The organism is Halorubrum sp. AJ67 (assembly GCF_000513435.1).
In genome coordinates this window covers 14888-17157 of record NZ_CBVY010000005.1, presented here as the reverse complement: position 1 = coordinate 17157, position 2270 = coordinate 14888, and the positions used below count along the sequence as shown (strand labels likewise).

Here is a 2270-nt window from a genome sequence, read left to right as displayed (position 1 = left end):
GGGACCGGGCGGAACGCTCGCCGCCGGCGCGTCGTCAGCCGACGCTCGCAGGAACCCGACCCCGCCGCCGGCGTCCTCGTCGGCCGGCGTCACCGTCTCGGGCGAGCGGACGATCGACAGCTCCCCGGCGACGAACGGGAGCATCTCCACGTTCTCGGGGTCGGGACGGACGTCGGTCGTCAGCGTCCACTGCGGCAGCTCCGGCTCGACCGCCTCGAAGGGAACGTCGAGGTACTCGCCGAGCCGCTCCGCGAGCGGGAGGTCGTACAGCCGCTTCCAGTCGAGGTCGAGGTCGGTCGTCTCGCGCTCGTGGAGGTCGACGGGTAAAACCCCTCCGCACGGGTCAGACAGTCCATGTGGAACGACTGCCTGAGCACCTCCGCGGTCCGCGCCTCGAAGCCCGGTTCGAGCGGGTACGTCCAGCCGTCGCCCTCGATTCGCGGGGCGTCGCCGGGGACGACCTCGGCCGCGAAGTAGTACGCCAGCGAGACAACCGGGTACAGGTATCGATACTCGGGCGGAACGACGATCCGGACCCCGCTGTCGACCGGCTCGACCCGCTCGGGAACGCGGAACTCCTCGCCCGGTTCGATGAGCGGCGGATGCCCCCGCAGCGTCGGGAACGACCGCTCCGGGCTGGTCGTCTGGAGCGCGGACCCGAGCAGCGAGACGGCGTCCATCAGCGACTCCGGGTCCGTCGGGGTGGTGATGGTCCCCGCGGGGGTCTGGTGAAGCGACCGGAACCCGAGCGCGACCGTCCCGGGCGTGTCGAGGTCGATCCGCGTCGTCCGGTCGGTCGTCGAGACGGAGAACCCGGACTCGAAGGCGAAGTACAGCTTCGTCGGGGCCGGGTTGATCCCGACGTGGTACGTCCCGTCCGGCATCGCGTAACAGTCCCCGTGCGTGAGGAGCGTCCCGTCGCTGGCCCGCGTCTCGACGACCGCGACGCGCGGGATCTCGATCGATCCGGTCTCGACCGCGACGCTAGCGTCCACGGGGAAGTAGTGGTCAGACCCCGGGCGGGGGCGCGGGTCGACGGGGCGGTCGGTGTACACCTCGAACTGCGTGTTCTCGATGTGGTCCGTGACGGTGATGCCGTCGGTCTCACGCAGCGGGTCGATGTCGATGCTCATGGGGACTCGCCGCGACGGTCATCGGAACGCGAGGACCGACGCCGCGGCGGTGCGTGCCACTCCGTAGTGTGATAGCGGCGATAAAGCTTGTGTCGGTCGGATCGCCGCGGACCGAACGGATAAAGTCCCGCCCGCCCCACCTTCGCGTAATGATAACGCTGGGAACGGCCCGCGCCTCTCCGGGCGAGACGGACACGGGCCGTCTCGAGGTGGGAGAGATGCGGGACGGGAGTCCCGTCCGGCTGCCGGTCGCCGCGATCAACGGCGCGGCCGACGGGCCGACGCTGTACGTTCAGGCGGTGAGCGACGGCGACGAGCTGAACGGGTTGGGCGTCGTCAACCGCGTCGTTCCGCGGATCGATCCGGCGGAGCTGTCCGGGTCGGTCCTCGTCGTCGGCATCGTGAACCACTTCGCGTTCCAGGCCGCGGAACACCGGAACCCGGTCGACGACCGGAAGATGAACCGCGGCTACCCGGGCGACGCGGACGGGACGACGAGCGAGCGGATCGCCCACGAAACGTTTCAGGTCGCCTCCCGCGCCGACTACATCTTGGACCTCCATCAGGGGTCGACGAGCCGGATGATAAACGAGAGCCGCGTGCGCTGCGGCGTCCGCCACCGGCTCCACGGGGACTGCCTAGAGCTCGCGAAGGTCTTCGGCTGCGGGCACGTTCTCGATATCAAGGGACCGGACGGCCAGCTCGCGCGGGCCGGCCCGGAACACGGTATCCCCACTATCGACCCGGAGCTCGGCGGCTGCGTCGGCTGGGACGAGGAGTCCATCCAGTACGGCGTCGAGGGCGTGTTCAACGTGCTCCGCCACTACGGGTTCCTCGACGGCGACACACCCCTCGAATCGCAGACGCGCGCCCGCGGCTTCGACCAGTACGGCTCGCCCGCCGGCGGGCTGGTCCGATTCGAGCGCGAACTCGGCGAGCGCGTCAGCGCCGGCGACGTGCTGTTCGAGGTGACCGACACCTTCGGATCCTTGGAGGGCCGCGTGACCGCCGACGCGGACGGGATTTTCTGGCGCACGCGCCGGCTCCCGCAGGTGGCGCAGGGGGAGTACGTCTGCTCGGTCGGCACCAACGTCGACCAGTACTGATGGGGACCCGCGACCCAGCCGAGCGGGGAAC

General features: G+C 70.2%; 1 protein-coding gene and 1 pseudogene (1 of these 2 cut by a window edge). One reads left to right on the top strand and one right to left on the bottom strand.

What is annotated here, in order from left to right; genetic code table 11:
* Window positions 1-1133 (bottom strand): annotated as a pseudogene (locus BN903_RS06420) (caspase family protein) (it extends 900 nt beyond the left edge of the window).
* A gap of 149 nt (window positions 1134-1282) precedes the next feature.
* On the opposite strand from BN903_RS06420, the gene BN903_RS06415 reads away from it, so the two are divergent.
* On the top strand, window positions 1283-2239 hold the full coding sequence (locus BN903_RS06415) for a succinylglutamate desuccinylase/aspartoacylase family protein (RefSeq protein WP_048076967.1): 957 nt from the start codon (window positions 1283-1285) through the stop codon (window positions 2237-2239).
* Window positions 2240-2270 lie beyond the last annotated feature (31 nt).

What these genes read in the sequence shown, in the direction of transcription:
- BN903_RS06415 (WP_048076967.1), top strand. Translation starts at nt 1,283, where the DNA reads ATGATAACGCTGGGAACGGCCCGCGCCTCTCCGGGCGAGACGGACACG.